17 protein-coding genes and 2 pseudogenes are annotated in these 18316 nt (G+C 69.2%); 6 read left to right on the top strand and 13 right to left on the bottom strand.

Annotation, left to right across the window (positions count from 1 at the left end):
- Window positions 1–40: 40 nt before the first annotated feature.
- From ABTX78_RS19280 to ABTX78_RS19270, 3 genes are all read right to left on the bottom strand, one after another.
- Entirely contained in the window at window positions 41–790 is a 750-nt protein-coding gene (locus ABTX78_RS19280) for an SDR family oxidoreductase (RefSeq protein WP_352207970.1), read from the bottom strand.
- 209 nt (window positions 791–999) lie between these two features.
- Window positions 1000–1425, bottom strand: coding sequence for an oxidoreductase C-terminal domain-containing protein (locus ABTX78_RS19275; protein WP_352207969.1), 426 nt, complete (start codon window positions 1423–1425; stop codon window positions 1000–1002).
- 47 nt (window positions 1426–1472) lie between these two features.
- A complete protein-coding gene (locus ABTX78_RS19270) occupies window positions 1473–2369 on the bottom strand; it encodes an RNA polymerase sigma-70 factor (protein WP_352207968.1) in 897 nt (298 codons plus the stop codon).
- A 279-nt stretch (window positions 2370–2648) separates the two neighbouring features.
- Here ABTX78_RS19270 and ABTX78_RS19265 point away from each other — a divergent pair, with 279 nt between their 5' ends.
- Window positions 2649–3122: a carboxymuconolactone decarboxylase family protein gene (locus ABTX78_RS19265; RefSeq protein WP_352207967.1), complete on the top strand. Its 474-nt coding sequence runs from the start codon at window positions 2649–2651 to the stop codon at window positions 3120–3122.
- A 75-nt stretch (window positions 3123–3197) separates the two neighbouring features.
- Here ABTX78_RS19265 and ABTX78_RS19260 read toward each other — a convergent pair whose 3' ends face one another.
- The 6 genes and pseudogenes from ABTX78_RS19260 to ABTX78_RS19235 all read right to left on the bottom strand — a co-directional run.
- A complete protein-coding gene (locus ABTX78_RS19260) occupies window positions 3198–3833 on the bottom strand; it encodes a TetR/AcrR family transcriptional regulator (protein ID WP_352207966.1) in 636 nt (211 codons plus the stop codon).
- Entirely contained in the window at window positions 3830–4768 is a 939-nt protein-coding gene (locus ABTX78_RS19255) for a hypothetical protein (RefSeq protein WP_352207965.1), read from the bottom strand. The genes ABTX78_RS19260 and ABTX78_RS19255 overlap by 4 nt, the downstream gene beginning before the upstream one ends.
- Window positions 4765–5247 (bottom strand): hypothetical protein, encoded by a 483-nt coding sequence (locus tag ABTX78_RS19250; RefSeq protein ID WP_352207964.1) that lies wholly within the window; start codon window positions 5245–5247, stop codon window positions 4765–4767. The genes ABTX78_RS19255 and ABTX78_RS19250 overlap by 4 nt, the downstream gene beginning before the upstream one ends.
- 3 nt (window positions 5248–5250) lie before the next feature.
- Window positions 5251–6462 (bottom strand): macrolide family glycosyltransferase, encoded by a 1212-nt coding sequence (locus tag ABTX78_RS19245; protein WP_352207963.1) that lies wholly within the window; start codon window positions 6460–6462, stop codon window positions 5251–5253.
- The gene (locus ABTX78_RS19240; RefSeq protein WP_352207962.1) at window positions 6459–7523 is read right to left on the bottom strand and encodes a patatin-like phospholipase family protein; all 1065 of its coding nucleotides are present in this window, start codon (window positions 7521–7523) and stop codon (window positions 6459–6461) included. The genes ABTX78_RS19245 and ABTX78_RS19240 overlap by 4 nt, the downstream gene beginning before the upstream one ends.
- A gap of 252 nt (window positions 7524–7775) precedes the next feature.
- A pseudogene (locus ABTX78_RS19235) lies at window positions 7776–8435 on the bottom strand (nitroreductase); the annotation flags it as partial.
- Between the two features lie 146 nt (window positions 8436–8581).
- Here ABTX78_RS19235 and ABTX78_RS19230 point away from each other — a divergent pair.
- Window positions 8582–9232 (top strand): FMN-dependent NADH-azoreductase, encoded by a 651-nt coding sequence (locus tag ABTX78_RS19230; RefSeq protein WP_352207961.1) that lies wholly within the window; start codon window positions 8582–8584, stop codon window positions 9230–9232.
- 78 nt (window positions 9233–9310) lie between these two features.
- On the opposite strand, the gene ABTX78_RS19225 is transcribed toward ABTX78_RS19230, so the two are convergent.
- Both ABTX78_RS19225 and ABTX78_RS19220 read right to left on the bottom strand, forming a co-directional pair.
- On the bottom strand, window positions 9311–9796 hold the full coding sequence (locus tag ABTX78_RS19225; protein WP_352207960.1) for a MarR family winged helix-turn-helix transcriptional regulator: 486 nt from the start codon (window positions 9794–9796) through the stop codon (window positions 9311–9313).
- A gap of 138 nt (window positions 9797–9934) precedes the next feature.
- Complete coding sequence (locus tag ABTX78_RS19220) at window positions 9935–12376, bottom strand: SpoIIE family protein phosphatase (RefSeq protein WP_352207959.1); 2442 nt, start codon at window positions 12374–12376, stop codon at window positions 9935–9937.
- A gap of 413 nt (window positions 12377–12789) precedes the next feature.
- On the opposite strand from ABTX78_RS19220, the gene ABTX78_RS19215 reads away from it, so the two are divergent.
- Both ABTX78_RS19215 and ABTX78_RS19210 read left to right on the top strand, forming a co-directional pair.
- Window positions 12790–13452, top strand: a complete 663-nt coding sequence (locus ABTX78_RS19215; RefSeq protein ID WP_502993904.1) for a HEAT repeat domain-containing protein — start codon at window positions 12790–12792, stop codon at window positions 13450–13452.
- 6 nt (window positions 13453–13458) lie between these two features.
- Window positions 13459–14463 (top strand): MerR family transcriptional regulator, encoded by a 1005-nt coding sequence (locus ABTX78_RS19210; protein ID WP_352207957.1) that lies wholly within the window; start codon window positions 13459–13461, stop codon window positions 14461–14463.
- Between the two features lie 16 nt (window positions 14464–14479).
- On the opposite strand, the gene ABTX78_RS19205 is transcribed toward ABTX78_RS19210, so the two are convergent.
- Window positions 14480–15415, bottom strand: a complete 936-nt coding sequence (locus ABTX78_RS19205) for a glutaminase (protein WP_352207956.1) — start codon at window positions 15413–15415, stop codon at window positions 14480–14482.
- A 464-nt stretch (window positions 15416–15879) separates the two neighbouring features.
- Between ABTX78_RS19205 and ABTX78_RS19200 the strand changes: the two genes are divergently transcribed.
- On the top strand, window positions 15880–16422 hold the full coding sequence (locus ABTX78_RS19200) for an EF-hand domain-containing protein (RefSeq protein WP_352207955.1): 543 nt from the start codon (window positions 15880–15882) through the stop codon (window positions 16420–16422).
- A gap of 260 nt (window positions 16423–16682) precedes the next feature.
- Window positions 16683–16970 carry a hypothetical protein gene (locus ABTX78_RS19195; RefSeq protein WP_352207954.1) on the top strand — a complete coding sequence of 96 codons (288 nt, stop codon included), beginning with the start codon at window positions 16683–16685 and terminating at the stop codon, window positions 16968–16970.
- A gap of 207 nt (window positions 16971–17177) precedes the next feature.
- On the opposite strand, the pseudogene ABTX78_RS19190 reads toward ABTX78_RS19195, so the two are convergent.
- Window positions 17178–18309: pseudogene (locus tag ABTX78_RS19190) on the bottom strand (IS630 family transposase).
- Between the last annotated feature and the right edge of the window lie 7 nt (window positions 18310–18316).

Here is an 18316-nt window from a genome sequence, read left to right as displayed (position 1 = left end):
GGTGTGTCGACACGGACAGCGCACACGGCCCACCCCACGTCTACTGCTGCTGGGCGGCCCAGTCGGCGAAGCGGATCTCGCCGATGCGGGCGTCGGCGCCGGGGAGCAGCATGGTCTCCTGCAGCTGCGCGCCGAAGTACGGGGCCCGGGGGTCCGACACGACCGTGCGGGGATCGTTCGTGGCCGCCAGACGGGTACGGATCAGCTCGTCCAGCTGGAACGTTTCGGGGCCGGCCACCTCGACGACACCGTTGAGCGGGTCGTCGACCGCGGAGCGCCCCACGGCGGCCGCGACGTCGTCGGAGCCGATGGGCTGGATCTTGACCGGGGCCAGATGGACGGTGTCGTCGTTCTTGGTGGCCGCAGCCGTGATGCCCTTCATGAACTCGAAGAACTGCGTCGCATGGACGATGGAGTAGGGAACTCCGGAATCCTTGATCAGCTCCTCCTGCACCTGCTTCGCACGGAAGTAGCCGCTCTCCTGGAGACGGTCGGTGCCGACGACGGACAGCGCGACATGGTGACCGACGCCGGCCTCCTTCTCGGCCGCGAGGAGGTTCGAGGTGGAGGTACGGAAGAACGTCATCACGTCGTCGTCCGCGAAGGACGGGGAATTGGAGACGTCCACCACGACGTCGGCACCTTCGAGGACTTCCGCCACGCCCTCACCCGTGAGGGTGTTCACACCACTGTCGGGGGAGGCCGGTACCGCCTCGTGGCCGTGTTCGGCGAGCCCGCTCACCACTTTCGAACCGATGAGACCGGTTCCTCCTACGACGACAACCTTCATGATGGGGATCCTTTCGGAGTCTCGCGACGGTGCAGCGTGGCTGAGCGCGAGCGCTGCGCCGGTCGACGGTGTCTGTACTCACAAGGACAGGACGGTGTCGGAATGTGTGACGCGCAGCGCCGGATTCCGTCCCCTCGGACGGGGTGGCCAGGTCTCTCGCGATGTGCGACCGCACGGCGACCTCCCGGGCGCGGGTCGACTTCGTCCTGTCAGGGCAGCAGGCTGTCCAAAGGCCTGTCGGGATCGGTGAGGGCGGCGTCGTCGAAGTCGGCCCGGGACCGGATCAGGTCACCGATCGGGACGATGACGTCCCACACGTTGACCGCCATACCGGCGAGCATCTGCCGGCCTGGCATCCAGAAGGCGATGAACTTCCGGTTCTCCTTGTTGCCGCGGAAGACCACCCGGTCGTAGCCGCCCCGGTGGAAGTGGCCGGTGTCCATGCCCAGGTCGTACTGCTCGGTGTCGAGGTACGGCAGCCGCTCGTACGCGACGCTCTCGCCGAGCAGACAGTCCTTGGACGGCGGTGGCCGGACGGAGGGCCGCTCGCCCTCGGATCCGACGACGGGGCCGTCGCGGCCGTGCTCGCGCAGGGCGGCCGAATTGCCGGCGGCCGGACCGCCCCCGACGATCACACAACCCCTCGCAGGAGAATCGATGTTCCTCGCCTTTCGATCGGGGTTCAGGCGGCGAGCGAGGTGACGTAGGGGGCCAGCTTGGCTGGACTCATCACCCACATGATCCGCTCGACGCCGCGGGCCGACACGTCGATGGACAGCAGGGCGACGGGGCTGCCGCCGGAGGTCACCAGGACGGCGGGGTGCCCGTTGGCCTCGACCCAGCTGGTGTCCGACCCGGGCCAGAAACGCGGGGCGAATGCCGTGAGGTACTTGGAGACATGCTCGCGTCCCACGACCGGGATCTTCGACGCGCCTCGCAGACCGCCTCCGTCGGAGTAGCTGACGACGTCCTCGGAGAGGATGTGCTCGAGCGTGGCCAGATCGCCTTTCTGCGCCGCGGTGAGGAACCCTTCCAGCAGGCGGCGGTGTTCGGCGGGGTCGACCGGCTCCTTGCGTTCGGCGGCCAGGTGCTTGCGTGACCGGCTCACCAACTGACGGGCGTTGGCGTCACTGGTGTCAAGGATCTCCGCGATCTGCGGGTAGGGGTAATCGAACGCTTCCCGCAGGACATAGGCGGTCCGCTCCACCGGGTTCAGTTTCTCGAGGATGAGGAGGACGGCCATTTCGACCGCCTCGGCACGTTCGGCGCCCACGGTCGGGTCCTGGCTGGTGTCGACCGGCTCGGGGAGCCACGGGCCGATGTACGCTTCGCGGCGCACTCGGGCGGACTGGGCCAGGTTGATCGCGAGCCGGGCGGTGACGGTGGTCAGGAAGGCCTTGGGTTCGACGATGTCCCGACGGTCGGTGTTCTGCCACCGCAGCCAGGCCTCCTGGAGGATGTCCTCGGCCTCCACGGAACTGCCCAGCACGCGGTAGGCGACACCGAACAGTTGCGGACGCACCTCCATGAACTCCCGGGTCGCTCTCTCGAGCGAATCGGTGTCGTCTTCCCGGTGCATGGCGGCCCCTTCCCGCAGGGCAATCCTACAACCGTTGTGGGCAGCACGCTTCTCGGCCCGCGGTCACTCACACTGCCTCTGACCTGGGTCTATCCCTGCTTTGGGTCGCTGACGCGGGGGAGATGTCGACGTGGCTGGGCGGGTGGGCGCAGCGACCCGAATCGTCATGGATCCCGGTGGGCAGCTCGAGGGACGCACGTCACATCGTGGGGTTGTCACAGTGGGCGGGTGTGCCCGGTCAGTTCTGTGTAACTGCCTCTGCATCGAAGGGATCCCACTATGGAATCGCGCGTCAACTACTTCGGTAACGCTCTTGCGGGCAAGGTCATGAAGCACCTCAACTCCGCCAACAAGGTGGTGGCCGACTCGACCCTGCCGGTCGCCACCCAGGAACTGGTGAAGATCCGCGCCAGTCAGATCAATGGCTGCGGTTTCTGCACGGACATGCACACCAAGGACGCCATCGCCGCCGGTGAGACGCAGCAGCGTCTGAACCTGGTGGCGGCCTGGCGCGAGGCCAAGGTCTTCACCGACGCCGAGCGCGCCGCTCTGGAGATCGCTGAGCAGGGCACCCGCATCGCGGACGCTGCCGGCGGTGTACCGGACGAGGTCTGGGAGAAGGCGGCCAAGCACTTCGACGAGGACGAGCTCGCCGCGCTGATCTCACTGGTCGCGCTCATCAACGCCTACAACCGGATCAACGTCATCAACCAGCAGCCTGCCGGGGACTACAAGCCCGGCATGTTCGGCTGAGGCGATCCGGCCGCGCCGGACCCCATCGCCCGTCTCCCCCGTGCAACGGGGAGACGGGCGATGGGGTCCGGCGAGCTATGCCCGGGGCTCGTCGAAAAGGGCGTCGACAGCGGGAGCGAGCAACTGCATCAGTTCCTCGAAGTGGAGTGAGGCGAGTGGTTGCATCGGGCAGACGTAGCGCAGCATGACGAGGCCGGCCAGATGCGCGGACACCAGGGACGGGAACTCCGGTGTCCGCTCCGTCTTTTCGGGGGCGATCCGGCCCAGGCACGCTGCGAGTGCCCTCTCGATGCGGTCACCGAACTCCGTGGCGATCGGCTCGTCCGCCAGGGCGGTGCGGAAGACGGCGACGAGCGCCGGGCGGGTCGACGCATTCTCCCAGTGGGAGAGGAAGGTCCGGGCGATCCACTCGCCCGGGTTCGTCAGCCCGGCCGCCTCTTTGTCCGTCAGGGGGTCGAAGAGGGTGGACGGGTCGATGCGCGAGGAAACGGCGTGCTGGAAGAGGCCGCCCTTGTCGTCGAAGAAGTGGTGGATCAACGCCGGGTCCACGTCCGCCTGTTGGGCGATCCCGCGCAGTGTGGCGCCCGAGTAACCCTTGGCCGCGAAGAGTTCGAGCGCGGCCGTGAGGATCTGGGCCCTGGTGTCGCTGTGGCCCGGGCGGCGGCCCCCGCCCCGGCGCGCTGCGCCGGGCACTCCCGCCGAAGGGCTCATGACGACGAGTGCTCGATGGCCGCGCTCGCGCCGTCGCGGGCACGGATGATCGCGATCACGGTGTCGGCCGTGCGGTCGAGGTGGCTGCGGCCGTCGGGCAACCGGGCCGTTGTGCTGATGTAGCTGCGCGGCCCGACGTGCGTGGCGGGGTCGAGACGGTGCAGGGTGATCTTCCCGGCGCGGCGGGCCCGGTTCCATGCGCTCCAACCGAACAAGGGCCAGCGCTGCGGAAAGATCCACGTACCGACCCGCGTGATCCGGTCGCTCGCACTGTCGAGCAGATGGAGGTGCTCGGCATCGGTGAGGTCGTTGGCGCCGTTGTGGAAGCCGCCGAGCGTGATCAGCAGGAGCGGGCAGCGCAGCCGGCGGTGCAGTTCCTCGACCGCCCCGCCGGCGACCTGGGCGCCGCCGCTGTAACTGAGCAGCACCACGGGGACACCGCTGTCGGGCTGGTAGCCGGCGAGCGTGAGCTGCGTGGCGATCTGGCAGCCTACGGCGCGGTTGTACAGGGGCCGATAGCGCTGATCGGCAGCGACGAAGATCTGCATGACGTTGTGCAGGAACAGCAGCAGTTCGATCCGGCGGCGCAGCCACGCCCACACCGGTCGGTCGGCGAGCGGGTCGGCCAGGGGCGAGTAGGGCTGTACCTGCCCCAGAATCCGCAGTTCCGGTGCTCCTGCGAGCAGAGCCTTGACCAGCTGACCGCCGTCCCGGCTGTCGCGTACGCGGCGTTTGCCGATGCCGTCGAGGTAGACGAGATAGGCGCGCGGGGGAGTGTCGGGGGCCGCCCCGCGGGCGTACGGCATGCCTTCGGGGAGCTCGGTTATGGGGGCCCGCCAGCCGGCGCTGTAGGCCAGCACCTCGTACCGGGCCAGCAGCGCTTCGGCGAGGAGCGCGGGACCGATCGCGAAGACCCAGAGCAGGAAGCCGTTCATGCGATCGACTCCCGTGCCTCGGCGGCGCTGATCCTCACGACCAGACGCCGGACGGCCTCCACGGCGATGCCGAGCCCGGCGCCGGCCATGGCCACGCAACCGGCTGCGCCCCACCAGCCCAGGTCGGTCGCCGCGGTGAGCGGGCCGACGAGACCGGATCCGACTCCTACGAAGAGCAACAGGTGCAGGAGGGGCCCGAGCAAGGGGAACGCGAGGACGGCGGAGAGCATCAGCGGGGCGATTAGTTGCGGTGTCCAGCCCAGCCCGGTGCCTGTCGTCGGGGACGACAGCACCAGCTCGGCCAGGGTCCATGTGGTCAGCGGCCACAACGCGAACACGGCGCCCTCGACGAGTCCGCCCGCGCAGACAAGCCCGGCCGCCCGGGGCCGCGACATGCCCGGACGGCGTACCGCCAAAGGCAGGATGCGCCCGGCGGCCTCCGACAGTCCGGCAAGCAGCAACAGGACAGCGAGTGTCATGGCTCAGCCTCTCTGCGACAGCTCGGCGGGATCCGGGTGACCGGCCGCGCGCAGATAGCCCTCGCACTCGTCGGCGGCGCGCCGGTATCCACCCGCCTGGTGCTGGGCGGCCCGCAGGGTCGCCGCGGCCGCCCGGAACCGGGGGGCGTGGAGCAGACGCTCGGCGAGGGCGCGTACGGAGTCCTCGGTCACGTTCTCGGTACGGATCGACAGGCCGGCGCCGAGTTCCTCGACACGACGGGCCACCATCGGCTGGTCGGCGCCCTGGGGGACCACCAGCATCGGCACCCCGGCGTACATGGCCTCGTTGACGCTGTTCATCCCGCCGTGGGTGACGAACACCGCCGTATCGGCCAGTACCTCCGGCTGCGGTACGAAGTGGCGGGCGAGCACGTTGCCTGGCAGCGGACCCAGCGCGGTGGGGTCGGTCTGCCCGGTGGAGACGACGACACTGCCGCCCAGTGAGGCGAGTCCGGTGGCGAAACTGCGCAGCAGCCGCGGGTCTGCGTTGAACACCGTGCCGAGCGATGCGTACAGCACCGGTTTCCGCAGCCGGTCGGCCGGGAACGACGGGTCGGCCGGACGGGCGCCGATGCTCGGGCCCACGAACCGGTAGGACTGGTCGAATTCCTCGGCGGCAGGCTGGAACGCCCGCGAGGTGTAGACGAGGTTGAGCGGTTGGCGGATGTTTCCCATGTCGAGCAGCGGCAGCCCACTCGTGTCGAAGCCGCGGTGCAGCGCCCGGCGCGACCGAGCGTAGCCCTGGAGGCTTCCCGGTTGCTTCGTCGCGGCGGCCATCATCGACCACGAGGGGCCGGTCGGGCTGGGCACGTGCCGGTTGAAGGCGAAGGTGGTGAACGACGACGCCGCGGGCACCCTGAGCTCGCGGGCGGCGACCGCGCCCCACGGACAGGCACTGTCGTGCACGATCAGGTCGGGCCGGATGAGGCGCAGGTCGGCGAGCACCGAGGGCAGCAGGCGGGCGGCCGTGCCGGCGAGTCCCTCCATCAGCCTGATGGGCGTCGGCGGATCGGGGAGCGGCTGGTCGCCGGGGTACAGGTACACCGTCGCGCCGGCGGCCTCGATCGCCGCACGAAAGGCGGGCGAGGTGTGGTAGGTGACGTTGTGGCCGCGCCGGACGAGCTCGGCCACCACGGGCAGCGTCGGGTTGACGCGCCCGTGCATGGCGATGTTGAGGAACGCGATGGTACTCACAGGGCGACCCCCGATCGTGAGGATGTCGATGCCTGGTCCGTGCTTGCCGGCGCCGCCGGGTCGTCGGCCCGGTACAGGCCCGGCCCGCTGACGCGCAGCTCGTCGAGGAAGCGTCCCGCCGTCCGGGACGCGGTGCTGATCAGACGCTGGGAGTGTCCGAAGTCCCATGGCGCGGGCCAGGATTCGACCCCGGTCGGCAGTAGGACGGTCGGGATGTGCCGGGCCGCCTCGTGCAGATCCCGCTCGACCTGATGGCGCATCAACAGCAGCCCGGCCCGGGAGGCGATCGCACCGGCTCGCCGGCGCGGGATCACAGGGCTCAGGGGTGAGCTCTCCGGTCCGGTCGACACCACGACCACGCTGGCGGCCCCGGCCTGCAGGGCGGCCAGTACCGGGACGTACGCGATCACCCCACCGTCGACGAGCGTTCTTCCCTCCCGGTCGACCGGGGGGAGGAACCCGGGAACGGCGGCGCTGGCCAGCAGTGCGGACTCGAGGTCGCCGTGGTCGAGCAACGCCGGAGCGCCGGTGGCCAGGTCCATGGCCACCGCGGTGAACGGGACCGCCAGTTGCTCGATCCGGGACGGCAGCCCGGACCTCGCGATCAGTCGGCGCAGGCCGCGATCGGTGAAGATGCTGGCCCGTGAGGGAGGGCAGCCGAGGGGATACACCTCACGGCGGCAGAGCCGGGTCCACACATGATCGAGCCACGGTGCGGCCTTGTCGGGGTGAGCGGCCGCGATGGCCCCGTTGAGGGCACCCACCGACGTACCGACGATCATGTCCGGGACGAAGCCGCGCTGCTCCAGCGCGCCTCCGATACCGACATGCGCCGCTCCGAGCACGCCACCGGCGCCCACGGCCACGGCTACGGGGCGAGGGAGGGCGCGCAGGCCCACCGAGGTCGGGTCGTCGGGCGGCTCACTCGGCGACGGGGGATCGGACCCCTTGTCGGCGGAGACCGTCCAGCGCCTCTCGCGGCCACGGCCACTCGTCGTGTCGCCGCCTTGGAACTCCGGGCGAACGGGTGGGGCCGGTTTCCGGGCGCAAGCAACCTTCATGATCAACTTTCTCACCACCGTGCGGAATCGGATGTCGGTCTTTCAACCAGGTCCGGGCGGCAACCCGATTTGTGACACCCACCGCTGGGCGCGTCGGGTGAAGCCGCCCCTGAGCCTCGCGGCCATGCGTGGCGACCGTCGGCCGCGCGGTGCATGGGGCGTCGCGAGATCCGCGGGTGCGGTCGCCGGACCGCGTGGTGTCGAGGTGGCGGTCCCCGCTGCGGAGCGAACTCGGCGTGCGGAGTTCTCCGCGTCGACGATGGTGACCGTCCTGTCGAGCGGCGCCCGGCCGGTGCGGGGGTGGTCGACCGTCACGTCCTCGAACCCGATCGACATGCCACAGAAGAGAATGAGGTCGTCCGGGGGCGACAGGATCTCGGTGACGGTCGCGTGGAACTTCGCCCACGCCATCTGCGCACAACTGTGCAGCCCCTCGGCGCGGAGCAGCAGCATGACGGTCTGCAGATACATACCGACGTCGGCCCATTGGGGCCGGCCCAGATCACGGTCGATGTAGCAGAACAGGGCGGCGGGCGCGCCGAAACACTGCCAGTTCGCCGCCGCGGCCCGCTGTCGGGACTCCAGGTCGTCGCGTGGAACACCGAGTGCGCCGTAGCGCTGCTCACCGAAGGCGTACTGGCGTTCGCGGTACGGGGACTTGAGAGCGGGCGGGTACTGCTCGTACTCGGGCTCGTCCCAGGAGTCGCCCGCGGCCAGGCGCTCGCCGACGCGCTTCTTGAGCTCGGCCAGCGGCTCGCCGGTCAGTACGTAGGCGTGCCACGGCTGGAGGTTCGATGCCGACGGCGCCCAGGCCGCGGTGGAAAGCACGCGCTCGAGGACCTCTCTTGGGACCTGCCGGTCGGTGAATCCGCGTACCGCGCGTCGGCTCGTGACCGCTTCATAGACGTCCAACCCCGGTCGCCTCCGATCTGTGCATCGTCTCGGCTTCGTTGCACTCGCGATGGTATCATGCGAGACGATCACGAGTGCTACTACTTCAGATACGTACCCCGCGCCCCTGGCTCTGCCCGCCTCGGGCCGCTCTGTGGAGGAAACCCATGGCCACGCTGTTGCACATCGACTCGTCCGTGTTCCCCGGCAAGGCGTCCGCGTCTCGTTCCGTCGCGGACGCCTTCCGTACGGCATGGGAGGAGCAGCACCCCGAGGGCACGGTGATCTACCGTGACGTCGCCGCCAACCCCGTGCCCCACATCACCGCCGACGCACACACCGCCGGCTACGCCGATCCGTCCGAGCGCACTCCGGAGCAGTCCGCCGCGTTCGCGGCGCGCGTGCAGCTCATCGAGGAGCTGGAGCAGGCGGACGCCGTCCTGATCGGCGCCCCGATGTACAACTACTCGATCCCGTCGACCCTCAAGGCATGGCTGGACAACGTGATTCTGCTCGGTCGCACCTCGGGCGGCAGCCCCTCCGCCCAGGGCACCCCGGTCACCGTCGTCGCCAGCCGCGGCGGCTCCTACGCGCCGGGCACGCCCCGCGAAGGCTACGAGTTCGTGCAGAACTACCTGGAGGCCGTCCTCAGGGGCAGCCTCGGTCTGGAGCCCGAGTTCATCGTCGCCGAGCTCACCATGGCCCCGCGGAACCCGGCCATGTCCGACCTGATCCCGCTCTACCGCGCCTCTCGCGAGCGCGCCTTCGCGGACGCGACGACGAAGGCGAAGGAACTCGCGGAGCGCCTCGCCGTGTGATGGCAGGCGAGGGGCGCTGTGTGACGCTGCCGGCCCGGTGCGTCACGCGGCGCCCCTCGGTGCCTGGCGCGTGCGCTCTCAGACCGCGCCGTCGGCGGGATGGGCGAACCGGGTCAGCAGGTCCATCAGCTTCTCGGACTCGCCGGGATCCAGGTCGGCAACCAGGCGCTCGTTCAACGGCGTCGCCGCCTCATGGGCCGCGTCGAAAAGCTCGACGCCCTGCGGTGTGATCTCCACCGCCCGCGCCCGGCGGTCCCCGGGAACAGCCTTGCGTACCGCCAGGCCCATCCGCTCCAGGTCGTCCACCACCCGCATGATGCCCGCCTTGTCCGTCCCCGTCGCCTCCGCCAAGTCCCGCTGCACCGTCGCGCCGCGGTCGACCAGAACGATCAGTACGGCAAAATGGCGCAGCTCGATGCCGAGCGGGCGGAGCGCCTCCGTCATGGCCGCGGCCGCGCGCCAGTGCGCCCGGCGCAGCAGCAGGCCGAGCGCGAAGGGTGAGGTGTCCCCGGGGCGGTCCGTTGCGCGCGAGGCGGTGGCTGCGTGGGATGCATCGGCGGTCATGAGGACATTTTAGCAGGTATCGTTTCACTTGAGATATTTTCAAATGAAATTGACCCGTCTGCTGTCCGACGCCTGCCCCGCCGCGCCCCGAGCGGGCCGCGCCGACGCTCGGAGAGTGCTTCGGGCAGGCGTGCACAGTCAACCGACCAAGTCCTGTTCCGCCCAGACGATCTTGCCGTTCGGTATCGAGCGGAAGCCCCATCTACGGGACAGGTGGGCGACCAGACTGAGGCCGCGGCCGTGTTCGTCAATGGTGCGTGCGCGCCGCAGACGTGGGGAGCAGAGGTCGGTGTCGGACACTTCGCAGGTCAGGACCTGATGCTGGATCAGGCGCAGTTGGATCGGACCGTCACTGTGACGAGCGGCGTTGGTGATCAGTTCACTGACGATGATCTTCGTGGAGTCCTCCAGGTGCTCCACACCCCATTCGGCCAGCCGGCGGGCAGCCAGCTGACGGGCGGTGCCGGCAGCGGTCTCGTCGTTCGGCAGCGTCCAGGTGGCGATGCGGGCCGGGCCTAGTGAACGGGTCCGTACGACGAGCAGCGTGGCGTCGTCGCGCGGTCCATGACCCGGGAGGGTGTCCATCGCCCCGGTGCAGAGGTCTTCCAGGGATCGTCCTGGCTCGGCCAAGGCGACGCCCAGGCGCCGCATTCCCACGTCGAGATCGTTGTCGCGGGTCTCGATCAGTCCGTCGGAGTACAGGGCGATGAGGCTGCCCTCGGGCAGCTCGAACTCCACGGCCTCGAAAGGGCCACCAAGCCCGATGCCGAGCGGTGTACCGGTGGGCAGCTCCGGGAAGGTGACGTGGCCCTGCGGGTCGACGATCGCGGGAGGAGGGTGCCCGGCCGCTGCCATGGTGCACCTGCGGGTGACCGGGTCGTAGACGGCGTAGACGCACGTGGCGCCGACGACCGCGGGGGCCTCGTCCAGGGCGTCCGCGTCCTCCTCCGCCAGTCGTTGGACCGTGTCGTCGAGGTGGGCCAGCAGCTCGCCTGGCGGAAGATCCATGTCGGCGAGCGTGTGGACGGCGGTGCGGAGCCTGCCCATGGTCGCGGCGGCGTTGATGCCGTGCCCCACCACATCACCGACAACGAGGGCCACTCTGGCGCCGGAGAGCGGGATCACGTCGTACCAGTCACCTCCGACGCCGTGGTCCATGTCGGCAGGCAGGTAGCGCGAGGCCGCGTCGACCGCCAGACCACCCCTCAGACGGTGCGGGAGCAGGTGGCGTTGCAGCGCCAGAGCCACGGAGTGTTCGCGGGTGTACTGGCGGGCGTTGTCCAACGCCAGGGCGGCGCGGCCGACGAGTTCTTCGGCGAGCGCGAGATCGTCCTCCTGGAACGGCGCCGGGTTCCCGGTTCGGATGAACAACGCCACGCCCAGCAGGGCACGCCGCGTGCGGATGGGCACGACCATCAGGGAGTGCATGCCGCTCTCATGGATCTTCTGCGCCCGAACCGGGTCCTCGTCGATCCAGGTGCCCGGAGCGGTGTCCACGATCGGCTCCAGGTGGGAAGTGCCGGTGTGCACGACGTCGGCGATGGGGGAGACGGACGGCACGGGGACCGGCTCTCCGCGCCCCCACGCGGATTCAGGGGCCCCGTGGTGGATGGAGGCCACACCTGCACGTCGGAATGAGGGGAGGCGCTCGTCCATCGGGTCGATGTGGACCGGGGGCCCTTCGCCGAACGGGACCGACTGCTCCAGATCGACGGAGGCGTAGTCGGCGAACAGTGTCACGGCGAGGTCGGCCAGTTCCTGGCTGGTCTGCATCACGTCCAGTGTTCCGCCCAGGTGTGTACCGGCCTGGCCCAGAACGGCCAGGCGCTCGCGCACCCGCCGGGTCTCGGTGACATCGACGGTGACGGTGCACACCGCGAGCGCCCGGCCGTCGGCGCCCTGGAGGGAGAAGAACGAAGCGGCGAAGGTGTGATCCTGAAGCGGGCCTGTCGCCAGCCACGCCCGGTACTCGTGGACCGTGGTCGTGCCGGTTTGGATTACCTGCCGCATCACGGCCTCGACCGCTTCGGACTTGGCGCCGGGCAGCGCGTCGCTGAAGCGACGCCCGAGCCGTCGGTCACGGGAAACGCCGTCGTGCCTCTCCATCGTGTCGTTCACCCAGGTGCAGCGCAGCTCCGGGTCGCGAACGGAGATGCCGATCGGAGCGCGGACGAGAAGCGACTGCCGTGCGGATGCGTTCATCTCTCGGCCGGCGACCGGGCCGATGTCGCTCATGGACAGGATCCACCGGACCGAACCGCTGTCCCCGCTCACCATCGAGAACCGCAGGTTGATGTCGAGCATGCTGCCGTTTCGGTGGCGTACCGCCGTGGTGCCCGGCCAGCCGTTCAGGGCACGGCACTGCTCGACGAACGCCGATGTCGTCGGCGCGTCCTCCGAGCCCGGTAGTACGCGGGCGGCGGACCCGCCCACCACCTCCCTCGCGGAGTACCCGAGAAGCCGCTCGGCGACCTGCGTCCACGCGACCACCTCCCCCAGCTCGTCGACCATCGCGATCGCGGACTCGGAGGTCTCACGCGTCTTCGGCTCTCGGCGACCGAAGGCCACCTGATCAGTCATGGTCATCAAGCTGTCGTCCTCGTGTAGATGGGGAGGGGCCCGACGGGTGCCGATCGCCGAGGCGTGCACGGCTTGCGGCGGACAGGAACCACCGCGGACTGCGATGCGAACCTTCTGGGCGACTGACCGGATGGCGCTCTGACCTGTGACACCACTCGTCGAGCCGAAGACGACGCGGGTCATGCGCGCGGGAAAGCGGGGACCGCCGCGCAGGGGGCCGTCTTGGGCGCGGCCCCCGTCCCGGTACGCATCTCCGGACCGATGGACGTGAGGGGGGTCGCGCGGGGAGGAGGACATCTGTCGGCTCTGCTGCCTCCGCGGGGCACCGGTGCGCGCACCGCGCCGTCGCCCGGGCTTGACCTTGTCACGATGACAAGGTCTTCACTGGGGCCGAGGAGGTGGTTCCGGTGGCCATGCCGAAACAGGACACGAACACGTTGCGAGCTCTCCAGGGGCTGGAGAACGGCAGCCCGTCGGTGCGGCTGCGGGCAGCCCTGGCGGTCGGTACGACACCGCACGAGGGGTTCATCGACCATCTCATCGAACGGTGCGCGCTCGAGCCCGAGTTCTCCGTGCGCGAAATGCTCACGTGGGCGCTCACGCGCCACCCCTCACCGACGACGGTCACGAGACTCATCGACGAACTCGGCTCGGAGCGGGCGCAGGCACGCAGCCAGGCATTGCACACCTTGTCCAAGATCGGGGACCCGCAGGCGTGGCCGGCGATCACACGGGTGCTGCTGACCGACGTCGACGACGAGGTGGCTCGCTGCGCATGGCGAGCGGCCGTCGCGCTCGTGCCCGCGGGTGAACGATCTGCGTTGGCAGAGGTCCTGGCCACACAGTTCGGGCGCGGTGAGAGGGACACGCAACTGAGTCTCAGCCGCGCCGTGATCGCGCTCGGTGAGGCGGCGGTGCCGGCCCTGCGTGCCGCGATGATGGACGGTGCTCCTCATGTGCGTCAGCACGCGATCGCCACGGAACGGTTGTCGCGCGATCCGGATGCCGGATTCGAGTTCGCGATCGAGGAGGCGAAGCGCATCGTAGCTCTGGGACCGAACAGCCAGGACGGGTGACAGGCAGTGTTGATCGGTGAGGTGGCACGACGGTCAGGGGTCAGCGCCCGCATGCTCAGGCACTACGACTCTCTCGGCCTGGTGCGGCCCACGGAACGTACCGACGCCGGCTATCGGGAGTACTCCGGTGAGGACATCCGGCGGATCTTCCACATCGAGAGCCTGCGGTCACTGGGGCTGTCGCTGCGCGAGGTCCGCAGCGCACTGGATGATCCCGGCTTTCAGCCCGCGGAGCTCGTCGACGACCTCATCCGCCGGACGCGGGAACGCATTGCGGCTGAGACGGCGTTGCTGAGGCGGCTGCGTCGGATCGGTGCCGCGGAACCGGCCGAGTGGGAGGACGTCCTGCAGATCGTCACCCTGCTTCAGGCCCTGGGGTCGGAGAGCGCGGGCAAGCGCCAGCGTGCGGCGCTGTCCTCGGTCGACGAGGTACCCGTTCCGGTGGAAGCACTGGTCGAGGCAGTGTTGAGCGAGACCGACCCGCACGTCGCCGGAGCCCTTCGCTGGGCCCTGGCGCAATCCGGGGACAGCGGTGTGGCACTCCTGGCGGAGGGCCTGGATTCACCGGTCGCCGACGTACGAAAGCGTGCCGTGCAGTCGATCGCCGAGATTCCGGACGACGAGGCGAAGGTACCGCTGCAGGAGGCCCTCACGAACCCCGACGTCGTGGTCCGCAGGTATGCCGCTCTGGCACTCGGACCACGCGGGGTCGCGGACGCTGTCCCGACGCTCATCGGCATGATCGTCGAGGGGGTACATGACGTCGAAGCGGCCGATGCGCTGGGCGCGTTGGCGAAACGTCGTACGTCGGCGGAGCAGATTGCCACCAGGCTGGTCGCCTGCCTCGCCCCCGGGGCCGTCGAACCGGCCGCACGTCGACGGCTGACACAAGCGCTCGCGGACATTCCGGGGACCACGACGTCAAGGGCCCTCGTGGAACTGTCCCAGGACGAGGACCGTGCCGTGGCGCTCACCGCGACCTACCTCCTCACGCTGCGAGGCGCCCCGTAGAGAGCCGGGGCCGCGGTCAGAAGATGGAGAGCCCGGTCAGGGTCGTGAAGCGGTCCAGCGCCGCGACACCCGCGACCGAGTTGCCGCGCGCGTCCAGCCCGGGACTCCAGACACACAGTGTGCAGTGCCCCGGCACGACGGCGACGATCCCGCCGCCGACCCCGCTCTTGCCCGGCAGCCCCACCCGGTACGCGAATTCGCCCGCCGCGTCGTAGGTGCCGCAGGTGAGCATCACCGCGTTGATCTGCTTGGCCTCGCTGCGGGTGAGCAGGCGTGTGTTGTCGGCGCGCAGGCCGTGCCGGGCGAGGAAACGGCAGGCGAGCGCCAGATCCGCGCAGCTCATCTCGATCGAGCACTGCCGGAAGTAGTGTTCGAGGAGCGTGGGGACGGGATTGGCGATGTTGCCGTAACTCGCCATGAAGTGGGCCAGCGCTGCGTTGCGGTCCCCGAACTCGGACTCGGATGCGGCGACCTGTGCGTCGAATCCCAGCTGTGGATTGCCGCTCTCCTGCCGCAGAAAGTCGAGGAGACCGTTGCCGGCGTCCCCGTTCAGGGTCAGCAGCTGGTCGGTGACCACGAGAGCACCGGCGTTGATGAACGGATTGCGCGGGATGCCGTTCTCGTACTCCAGCTGGACCAGGGAGTTGAACGGGTTGCCCGAGGGCTCGCGGCCGACGCGCGTCCAGAGTCCGTCGCCTCCCTGGGCGAGCGCCAGCGCCAGGGTGAAGACTTTGGTGATCGACTGGGTGGAGAAGGGCCGCTGCCAGTCACCGATGCCGTGGACGGTGCCGTCCACCTCGGCGATGGCCATACCGAACTGGCTCGGGTCGACACTGGCCAGTACCGGGATGTACTCGGCGGGCCGACCACCGCCGATCTGCGGTGCGATGTCCTGAACGATCTGCTCCAGGACGGCTTGGTAGTCCAGTCGGTAGTCCGGTGGATAGTCCATGCGGGGGCGACCTATCGCGGCCTGGCGGCCGGGCGGGGCGCCGCCGTTCGGGGGCGGACGGTGACGCGGGGGAGGAGTCCGATGTCGCTGAGGAGAGGCACTCGCACATTCTGCACCGCGGGGGTATGAGGGACGCCGGCGCCCGGCAGGGACGGGAGCGTGTAGGGGGTGCGCCTGGCACAGGAGCGTGCGGAACTCTCGCGGCGACCTGCCCCCAACAGTGACGTCGCCACCACCTGCGTGATCGCGCCGGGGTGCGAGTGCCGACCCGCAGCCAGGATGAGCAACGGCAGCGGAGAGGAGCTTGACCGGCGCGTGTCCGTGCCGGGCCCGGGTGGCCATTCGCTCACATGTGCCCGTGGGAGCGTGGGCACGCCCGCCCTAAAGTGATGTGCAGTCCGACATGTTCCGGGGCGGCTACCGACGGTTCATGGTTCGGTTCGGCGTGGGGGAAGGGGCTGCACATGGCCAGCGCGTTCCAGGAGCGCAAGCTCAAGGGGATGTTCGCCGCATTCGACGCGGACGGCGACGGCTTTCTGCGCGAGGAGGACTTCAAGGCGCTCGTAGCCCGGTGGAGCCGGCTGCCGGGCGTGGGCCCCGGGACGGACCTGCAAACCCGGGTGACGACGCTGTTCATGGGATGGTGGTCAGCGCTGCGGGAAGCCGGGGACAGGAATGGGGACGGCGCGGTCGACATGGACGACCTGCTCTCGCTCGTGGACAAACTGCCCGCCATGGCCGGGGACGTCACCGCGACGGCCGACACCGTCTTCGACGCGGTTGATGCCGACGGCGACGGCCGGATCTGCGCCGAGGAACACCGCAGGCTCGTGGAGACCTGGACCGGTCAGCCGCTGGACGCCACCGGTGTCTTCGAGTTGCTCGACCTGAACGGTGACGGTCACCTCAGCCGCGAGGAGTTCGCGTTGTTGTGGCGGCAGTACTGGATGAGCGACGATCCGGAGGAGCCGGGCAACTGGGTCTGCGGCCGGTTCGCGACCGCGTAGCGGGCGGTCTCGGCGACGGAGCGGGTGCCACCAGCGGCCACGGTTCCGTCGTCCGCCGGCACCGGTCAGTGCTAGTGCCGCATCAGGCAACGTTCGCCCTCTCGACGGGCGTGACTCCCTCTCGTGTGGAGCAGCAAGTCATGCGCGATGATGCGACGCGGCCCAGGATCGCTATGTGAACAGGCGGACGTCGCCGTCGCCTGATTCCGGCCCAGACGTGGCAGCCCCATGCCGCGTCTCCGCGATCTGGAAGGACGCAAATGCCGATCGTCCTCATCTCCCCCGAGTTCACACAGGAGCAGTACGAGCAGACCAACCGCAAGTTGACGGGGGGCAAGAACCGGATGGAATCTCCAGCCGACTGGCCCGTAGAAGGTTTGCTCGCACACATCGCGGGACAGGGCGAGAGCACCTTCCGCGTCGTCGACGTCTGGGAGTCCCAGGAGGCCCTCAACCGCTTCGCCGAGATCCTCATTCCGATCCTCCGTGAGGCCGGTGTCGAGGGCGACCCGGAGGTGTATCCGGCACTCACATATGTGTCCGCCTAGGTGATCAGCTGCCTCGAGGCAGTGCTGGGCCCGTCCCAGCGGCGCGAATGCCGCCGACGGGGAGCCTCCTCACGCGATCGAACAGCGTCAGGTCAGCCAGTGCCGCAACAGGAAGGAGCTCGCGGCGGAGTACCGTCAGGTCATCCTGGAGCCGCAGTCCCGGGAGCCTGTCTGCCGCGGGTGTGAACCACCGGGTGCTCCACTGGCTCAGGCCACGTTCGCCCTGTTCACGACCTCGCGGAGGCGTTCGTTTGCGGTGTGCTTGTTCCGCCAGATGATGTAGCGGCGGATCATGCTTCCCTGCTCTTTGTAGCCGGCATGGTCGGTGCCGTCCAGAGCGAAGTAGCGCAGGGCGGTGAACTGGGCCTCTATGCGGTTCAGCCAGGAGCTGTTGGTCGGGGTGTAGGCGAATTCGACGTTGTTGGCTGCGGCCCACTCGCCGACTCGGGTGTCCTTCTTCGTGGTCAGGTGCGGGGAGAAGTTGTCGAGCACGATCGCGATGCGGATCTTGCGCGGATAGAGGCTGTGCAGGTAGCGGCAGAACTCCAGGAACCTCGTCCGGTTCTTCTTCGGTTTGATGTGGCCGTAGAGCTTGTCCTTGGCCAGGTCGTAGGCGGCGAACAGGTGCCGGACCCCGTGCGGGCGGGTGTAGGTCGCCCGCCGTCGGGGCCTGGGCTCCCGGTCGGGATCCTTGTGCCGTCCGCCGCGCTCGGCCCATTGCCGCCCAGGATGGGGCTGGAGGTTGAGCGGGCCGAACTCGTCCAGGCATAAGACGACTTCGGGCTCGCCTTCCTCGGGTATGACCTCGCCATCAGCGATCGCGTAGAGGTGCTCGACGCGGGCCTTCTTGGCGGCATAGTCCGGGTCGCGGGAGGTCTTCCAGGTCTTTATGCGTTGAAAGGACACGCCCTCCTCGTGGAGCAGGACCCGCAGGCCCTCATGGCTGATGTCGTCGACCACCCCCTCAGCGACCAGGAAGTCGGCCAGCTTGGCCAGGCTCCAGGTCGAGAACGGCAGGCCGTGCTCGGCCGGCCTGGACTTGGCGATCTTCTTGATCTCGCGGCGTTCTGGGAGGGTGAGGTCATGGGTCGGCCGCCCTTGTACTTCGGTAGAGCGAGTCGAAACCGTCAGCGTTGAAATTGTGGATCACGTCCCGGACTCGGTCCGCGCTGGTGAACGTCACCTCGGCGATCTTCGCCACAGGCATGCGCTGCGCGAACAACAGCACCATCTGGGCCCGCCGCCAGGTCACCACCGACCCGCTGCCTCTGCGGATGATCCGCAGCAGGCGCTTCCCCTCGTCGTCATCGATCTCGCGGACGCGTACTCGCTCAGCCACCAGCACA

It is taken from the genome of Streptomyces sp. NPDC096193 (assembly GCF_040302905.1).
Classification (GTDB): domain Bacteria; phylum Actinomycetota; class Actinomycetes; order Streptomycetales; family Streptomycetaceae; genus Streptomyces.
Note: the sequence above shows the minus strand (reverse complement) of the source record. Positions and strands in the feature narration are given on the sequence as shown.

Coding starts and splice junctions, on each gene's coding strand:
- ABTX78_RS19200 (WP_352207955.1), top strand. CDS start 15,880: ATGGCCAGCGCGTTCCAGGAGCGCAAGCTCAAGGGGATGTTCGCCGCA.
- ABTX78_RS19215 (WP_502993904.1), top strand. CDS start 12,790: ATGCCGAAACAGGACACGAACACGTTGCGAGCTCTCCAGGGGCTGGAG.
- ABTX78_RS19265 (WP_352207967.1), top strand. CDS start 2,649: ATGGAATCGCGCGTCAACTACTTCGGTAACGCTCTTGCGGGCAAGGTC.
- ABTX78_RS19260 (WP_352207966.1), bottom strand. CDS start 3,833: ATGAGCCCTTCGGCGGGAGTGCCCGGCGCAGCGCGCCGGGGCGGGGGC.
- ABTX78_RS19195 (WP_352207954.1), top strand. CDS start 16,683: ATGCCGATCGTCCTCATCTCCCCCGAGTTCACACAGGAGCAGTACGAG.
- ABTX78_RS19280 (WP_352207970.1), bottom strand. CDS start 790: ATGAAGGTTGTCGTCGTAGGAGGAACCGGTCTCATCGGTTCGAAAGTG.
- ABTX78_RS19240 (WP_352207962.1), bottom strand. CDS start 7,523: ATGAAGGTTGCTTGCGCCCGGAAACCGGCCCCACCCGTTCGCCCGGAG.
- ABTX78_RS19225 (WP_352207960.1), bottom strand. CDS start 9,796: ATGACCGCCGATGCATCCCACGCAGCCACCGCCTCGCGCGCAACGGAC.
- ABTX78_RS19250 (WP_352207964.1), bottom strand. CDS start 5,247: ATGACACTCGCTGTCCTGTTGCTGCTTGCCGGACTGTCGGAGGCCGCC.
- ABTX78_RS19220 (WP_352207959.1), bottom strand. CDS start 12,376: ATGACTGATCAGGTGGCCTTCGGTCGCCGAGAGCCGAAGACGCGTGAG.
- ABTX78_RS19270 (WP_352207968.1), bottom strand. CDS start 2,369: ATGCACCGGGAAGACGACACCGATTCGCTCGAGAGAGCGACCCGGGAG.
- ABTX78_RS19255 (WP_352207965.1), bottom strand. CDS start 4,768: ATGAACGGCTTCCTGCTCTGGGTCTTCGCGATCGGTCCCGCGCTCCTC.
- ABTX78_RS19230 (WP_352207961.1), top strand. CDS start 8,582: ATGGCCACGCTGTTGCACATCGACTCGTCCGTGTTCCCCGGCAAGGCG.
- ABTX78_RS19205 (WP_352207956.1), bottom strand. CDS start 15,415: ATGGACTATCCACCGGACTACCGACTGGACTACCAAGCCGTCCTGGAG.